This window comes from Siminovitchia jepli (assembly GCF_047228825.1).
Taxonomy (GTDB): domain Bacteria; phylum Bacillota; class Bacilli; order Bacillales; family Bacillaceae_C; genus Siminovitchia.
Genome location: NZ_JBFEGN010000138.1, coordinates 1 through 6121, shown reverse-complemented (window position 1 = coordinate 6121; position 6121 = coordinate 1). Strand labels below are relative to the sequence as shown.

General features: G+C 43.7%; 5 protein-coding genes, 1 pseudogene and 1 riboswitch. Of the genes and pseudogenes, 2 read left to right on the top strand and 4 right to left on the bottom strand.

Translation table 11 applies throughout. The features are described from left to right. Positions 1-72 precede the first annotated feature (72 nt). Positions 73-1434, bottom strand: a complete 1362-nt coding sequence (locus tag AB1L08_RS21265) for a PFL family protein (protein WP_413066609.1) — start codon at positions 1432-1434, stop codon at positions 73-75. Positions 1435-1447: 13 nt separating this feature from the next. Beyond that, the gene (locus AB1L08_RS21260) at positions 1448-1723 is read right to left on the bottom strand and encodes an ACT domain-containing protein (RefSeq protein ID WP_413066608.1); all 276 of its coding nucleotides are present in this window, start codon (positions 1721-1723) and stop codon (positions 1448-1450) included. Positions 1724-1817: 94 nt separating this feature from the next. Further along, positions 1818-1895, bottom strand: a riboswitch (glycine riboswitch). Positions 1896-2300: 405 nt separating this feature from the next. Between AB1L08_RS21260 and AB1L08_RS21255 the strand changes: the two genes are divergently transcribed. Next, positions 2301-2900, top strand: coding sequence for a 3D domain-containing protein (locus AB1L08_RS21255; RefSeq protein WP_413066607.1), 600 nt, complete (start codon positions 2301-2303; stop codon positions 2898-2900). 253 nt (positions 2901-3153) lie between these two features. On the opposite strand, the gene AB1L08_RS21250 is transcribed toward AB1L08_RS21255, so the two are convergent. Continuing rightward, on the bottom strand, positions 3154-3918 hold the full coding sequence (locus AB1L08_RS21250) for an SDR family oxidoreductase (RefSeq protein WP_413066610.1): 765 nt from the start codon (positions 3916-3918) through the stop codon (positions 3154-3156). Between the two features lie 221 nt (positions 3919-4139). Here AB1L08_RS21250 and AB1L08_RS21245 point away from each other — a divergent pair. Then, positions 4140-5179 (top strand): IS630 family transposase gene (locus tag AB1L08_RS21245; protein ID WP_413066606.1). Its coding sequence is split into 2 segments (ribosomal slippage): positions 4140-4637 and positions 4640-5179, totalling 1038 coding nucleotides; the frame shifts between segments, so codons are not numbered across the junction. A gap of 105 nt (positions 5180-5284) precedes the next feature. Here the strand turns inward: AB1L08_RS21245 and map are convergent. After that, a pseudogene (gene map / locus AB1L08_RS21240) lies at positions 5285-6027 on the bottom strand (type I methionyl aminopeptidase). Positions 6028-6121 lie beyond the last annotated feature (94 nt).

The window sequence follows — 6121 nt, the reverse complement described above, 5'->3', positions numbered from 1 at the left end:
ATTCGACGACTATTTTTATTTCAGAACGCGAGTGGCAAACTATTGATCAAAATAAAGGTTGTTCAGTAAGCCCTAATTAATCAGTGACTGGAGCGGTGCAGGAATGCGCCCGCCGCGGCGGATGAATTTTTCTGAACTAAATGGATTAACCCCAAGAACTGGCGCCCGCCCAAGCAGTCCGCCAAATTCGACAATATCACCTTCCCGCTTTCCCGGGACCGGAATGACGCGCACCGCCGTCGTTTTCTTATTGATCATTCCGATAGCCGCTTCATCTGCGATGATTGCAGCCAGCGTTGCAGGCGAAGCATCACCCGACAAGGCAATCATGTCGAGCCCAACCGAGCAGACACAGGTCATGGCCTCCAGTTTGGACAAGGTAAGCGCCTGGTCCTCGATGCCGCGGATCATGCCCTCGTCCTCACTCACGGGGATAAAGGCGCCGCTCAAACCGCCGACATAAGAACTTGCCATCGCCCCGCCCTTTTTCACTGCGTCATTCATTAAGGCAAGAGCTGCGATTGTGCCATGAGTACCGACCCGTTCAAGGCCGATTTCTTCCAAGATTTCAGCAACGCTATCATTCATGGCGTTTGTGGGAGCTAGCGACAAATCCATGATTCCGAATGGAACTTGGAGACGATCTGCCACAACCCGGCCGATCAGCTCTCCCGCTCTTGTTATTTTAAAAACAGTCTTTTTAATGACATCTGCCACTTCTCCAAGATCACCTTCCGGATGGCGTCTCAAAGCATTTAACACGACGCCCGGACCGCTAACTCCCACATTCAGCACTGCCTCCCCCTCGCCAGCACCGTGAAAAGCGCCTGCCATAAACGGATTGTCCTCGACAGGATTGCAAAAAACAACAAGCTTGGCACAAGCAATTCCGTTTCGGTCTTTTGTTCTTTCTGCTGCTTCTTTTATAATAAAGCCCATCTCGCGAACAGCGTCCATATTAATGCCCGTTCTCGTCGTAGCAACAGAAACGGACGAACAAACCCGCTCCGTTACGCTCAGTGCCTCCGGGAGTGCGTCCAGAAGCGTTTTTTCACCCTTTGCGATTCCTTTATGGACAAGCGCGGAATAGCCTCCGATAAAGTCAACTCCAAGCGTGGCGGCCGCTTTATCCAACGTTTTGGCCAGCTCCACTGCCTGCTTTTTCGTCGCATTTCCCAATAGCTCTGCAATTGGTGTGACAGATATTCTTTTATTGACGATTGGAATGCCGAATTCTTTTTCTGCCGCCTCCGCAGTGCTTTTTAATTTCCCGGCGTATTGTACGATTTTTTCATAAACCCGTTTGTTCATTTTTTCAAAATCAGAATCAGCACAATCCGACAGGCTGATTCCCATGGTGACGGTCCGAATATCCAGGTTTTCCATTTGGACCATCCGGATCGTTTCCATCATTTCATTCAGTGCTATATTCATATACATTCTCCTTTTATATACGATGCATCGTTTGAAAAATTTCTTCCCGCTGAATATTAATTTGCTGGCCAATCGCCCCGCCCAGTTCATCAAACTGCTTTTGCAAGCCATCCAAATTTTCAATATCCGTTACATCGACGACCATCATCATCGTAAAAAAGTCTTGCAATATCGTTTGGCGTATATCCAAAATGTTAATGTAATGATCCGCCAAAATTTTCGTTACACCAGCAATAATACCTACTTGATCTTTCCCGATCACACTCACGACTGCACGTCTTTTCTCCATGTGTAAAAGCCACCTCTTTAAAAATATAAAAATAAAAAAAGATTGGATTTCTCCAATCTCGAAGGTCAGCAGAATAACGTACATATGGCTCGTAAGTTACTCTTCTGTCCTTTTGCCTGAGATTGTGAATCCTTCGGCGCCGCAAAGATGCGGTCTCTCCAGAAGCTGCTCCGGTTATAGTTTGATCCATAACCTTCATCGCTACTATTTTTGTTGATAAGTTATTTTACAATCCGATTCGGAAAGAGTCAATAGCAGTTTTTAGAAACTTGTTCTGGAACCATGGCCAAAGGTATTATAATTGAAACGCATACCTGCATCTCGCCGATTACCCAGCCTCTTATCTCCATTCAGGTACTTCTTCCCCTGTCCGTTTTTTTTCAATGAAGGAGAATCTATATCCTTGTACATGGCTCCTATGAAAATAGCACTTTATTTTATAAAGCTACCCAATAGTTGGCAATAGGGTAATATGCTGGTAAAGGTTTTGTAACATAATTACTATACTGATGAAATATTACTGTCACATTCCCCTGCTATACTAGGACCTACGATTGAAACAAAGGAGTTTTGCATTTTGAGGAAACTAGTCATATCCATGATTACAGCCTGCTTTCTAGTTTTAGGTTTTTCTGGAGCCACTTCAGCAGCCTCGAGTACATATAAAGTTAAAAAAGGCGATTCACTTTGGAAAATCGCCACAAAACATAAGGTATCCGTTAACCAGTTAAAAAGTTGGAACGGGCTCAAAAGTAACACCATCAGACCGAATCAAGTGCTGAAGGTTGCAAATTCAAAAGCGAAGGTACCTGCAAAAAAAGTGGTAAAACCAAAAGCACCTGTCAAAAAAGCTGTAAAGCCCAAGGCAACTGCCAAACAAGCTTCCTACAAAACGATGACGGTCAAAGCCACGGCCTACACGGCAAGTTGTAAAGGCTGCAGCGGCATTACAGCAACAGGCATTAACTTGAAGAAAAATCCAAACGCAAAAGTCATCTCAGTTGACCCGAAGGTCATTCCGCTCGGATCCAAAGTATACGTTGAAGGATACGGAAACGCTATTGCCGGAGACATTGGCGGCGCAATGAGAGGAAACAAAATTGACTTGCACATGCCTACAAAAAAGAAAGCATTAAACTGGGGAGTCAGAACTGTTAAAATAAAAGTTTATAAGTAAGATAGAATAACCCGGGTACTGCAAAAGTATCCGGGTTTTTTTCTGAAAAAAACGGCTAATTCCCCCGACTGCCTGAAGTGAACCCCACCCGCCAAATTCATACGATGGGGAAACGTGGCAACCTTGGCGAACTTGATAATTTCAGAGAACGCTGGCTCTGCCAAAATCTACGAAAACTTCTTTCGGATATACCGGGCGGGGAACAATGGGAAAGCGTAATGGCATTTGAAAGCTGCCACTACGTTTTACTGCTTTATTTTTTATCATAGCGATGAACAACGCGGATGCCGCCGGAAGCAGAAATAACGCTTCCTGTAATCAAATCCGAGTCCTCTTCACATAAAAAAGCAACGATGCGGGCGATATCTTCTCCTGTACCAGGACGGCCAATGGGAGTGTGCAAATCTTCAACTTTTCGTGCTGATTCAATATTTGCTTCTTTCATGTCTCCGACAATATCTCCAGGACAAACCATATTGGCGGTAATGCCGTATTCCGCTTCTTCCAACGCAATTGTCTTCGTTAATGAAACAAGCCCGACTTTGGCGGCACTGTAAGCGGAACGGTACGTCCAGCCGGGGGATTGCTCTGCATCTTGAAATCCATATGTAACAATTCTGCCAAATCGCTGCTTCCGCATAACAGGAATCGTTAATTTAAGAAAATGAAATACGGCACTTAAATTGCCGTTAATCATCTCATACCATTCCTCATCCTCGTAATCCACGAGCTTTTTCCGTTCAAATATGTATGGGCCGGCATTATTAATCATATAATCGATCCGTCCAAAACGATCCATGGCCGTGTGAATGATTCTTTCTATGTCTTCCTTCTGTAAGATATCTCCTTGGACAAATTGCAGTTGTTCGGAAAAAGGTGCCCACTCCTTTTTTAATTCCTCCACTTTTGCCGCGTCACTACGGTAACTGACTGTGACAGAGCGGCCATCCTTAAGCAACCTTTCTGTGACTTTCCTTCCCAGTCCCTTCGAACCCGCCGTGATTACTGCATGCCTCATCATGTTCACCTCGATATCACAATCATCCATTTCATCCCTCTATTTTATTATATACAAAAATGAAAAAGGAACCACTTGTCCAATAGATGTAGCTTTGGAATAAAGTTCGAACAAAAACACCAGCAACCCATTTTTTACGTTATATAAGTTGAGTTAAATTATTTTCATAATTCTTCCAGCAGGTGTAAAATGGTAAATAATACCTGTGAGGAAGCGATTATATGAATTCTGAAATGCAGATCCGTGAATTAGAAAAAGCGATGAAGTTAACCAAAGACCGGCGATTGTTTGAACGTTATCAGGCAGTTAAACTGGTTCTTGAAGGTCGCAAACAGAATGAAGTGGCAAAAATTATCGGGCGGACGCCACATACTATCGGCCATTATATGAAGGACTACAGGAAAGATGGTCTTGCGGGCCTTGAACCGAAAAAACAAAGCGGCAGACCTAATAGACTTTCGAAAGAACAGCAGGCTGAAATTCGTGATATCATCGCTAACAAAACTCCGGCAGATGTCGGCTTTAACGCCCGGTACAACTGGACACTGTCTCTTGCTGCCCAGCTGATTGAGCGTAAATGGGGATTCACCTACAGTATTAAGGGTGTCGATGGTCTGCTCCACCGACTTGGTCTGAGCTGCACACGTCCCACCTATACACTAAAAAAAGCGGATCCCGAAAAACAAAAGAAATTCGTGGATGTAATCTTCCCAGAGCTTAAAAAAAACTAATCAACGAGGAGATTGACCATCTCCTTTTTGAGGATGAATCCATGATCCGTGACTACCAGGCTATCGGCAGAACCTGGTTTCTTCGTGGAAAACAGCGGATCATCCCGATCTATGGCCAGCATAAAGGCGTGAAGCTGATCGGTACGCTAGATTACGAGACTGGCAGAATCCTTTGCACAGAGGAGGAAAAGTACGATGCACAGGCTTTCCTGCGCTTCCTTAAGAAAGTCCTCCTTGAATATCCCACAGGCAAAATCGTCATGGTGCTTGATAATGCCAGAATTCATCATGCCAAGCTTCTCCGTCCGTTCCTTGAAAAGAACCGGGATCGCCTTGAGTTCGTCTTTCTGCCTCCCTACAGTCCCCAGCTAAACCTGATGGAAGGTGTTTGGAAATGGCTCAAGGACTCCGTCATCAATAACGTGTTTTTCGACAGTGTCGGAAAAATCGGCAAAGCCGTTCGCGCATTTCTGAAAGATGTAGACCACCGGCGTGCCGAAGCCATAGACCGTCTTTGTATAAGGATGTAAAAAATTTAATTCAATCTATATAATAAAATAATCAAGCAATTAAAAGATCGATTGTTTTCTGCCTGTAACCCTCAACAAACGCGCCCTGCTGTGGTATTTGTGCTTTTACAATGTGGTAATAATCGGTCCTTCCTTGGTAAGAATAACCGTATGTTCGTATTGGGCCACAAAGCTTTCATGGATTCGGAAGGTCCATCCATCTTCGGATTGGAAAACTTCTTCTTCAAATGTAGAGATAAAAGGCTCAAAGGCAATGACCATACCATCTTTTAAAATTTCGTCATCCCAGTGAGAGTAGTAATTGAAAATATGTTCTGGTGCTTCATGAATTGAGCGCCCTATACCATGTCCAGTAAGATTTTTTATAACTGTCAAACCATGCTGTTTCGCTGCATTGTGTGCAGCTTTTCCGAGCGCGCTTTTTTTGAACCTGGCTTTGCCTTCTTAAGTCCAGCGTTGAATGCTTCTTTGGCAACGTCACATATTTTCTGTAAAATTGTCTCTCCTTTCCCTACTACAAAGGAAATTCCAGTATCTGCGAAATACCCGTTTTTTGAACCTGAAACATCAATATTTACTAAGTCCCCTTCTTGAATGAACCGTTTCCTCTTCGGAATCCCGTGCGCTACTTCTTTATTTATGCTAATGCACGTATATCCGGGAAAATCATATTCTTCTTTCGGGGCAGATTGAGCCCCTGCTTTTTCAAACATCTCTCTTGCAATTTCGTCGAGTTCTTTTGTGGTAATTCCAGGTTTCGTACTATGGACTAATTCATCTCGAATCGCCCCACAGATTTCACCAATTTCTTTTAATCCATCAAAATCCTTTTTAGTCTTTGCAACCATTATATGTCCTCACTCTTTAATCCTGGATTACGAAAGTAAAATCTAGTTTATAAATACAAAAAGGGCTCCAACCTTTGGTATAATTAGGTTTGTA

What these genes read in the sequence shown, in the direction of transcription:
- AB1L08_RS21265 (WP_413066609.1), bottom strand. Translation starts at nt 1,434, where the DNA reads ATGAATATAGCACTGAATGAAATGATGGAAACGATCCGGATGGTCCAA.
- AB1L08_RS21260 (WP_413066608.1), bottom strand. Translation starts at nt 1,723, where the DNA reads ATGGAGAAAAGACGTGCAGTCGTGAGTGTGATCGGGAAAGATCAAGTA.
- AB1L08_RS21250 (WP_413066610.1), bottom strand. Translation starts at nt 3,918, where the DNA reads ATGAGGCATGCAGTAATCACGGCGGGTTCGAAGGGACTGGGAAGGAAA.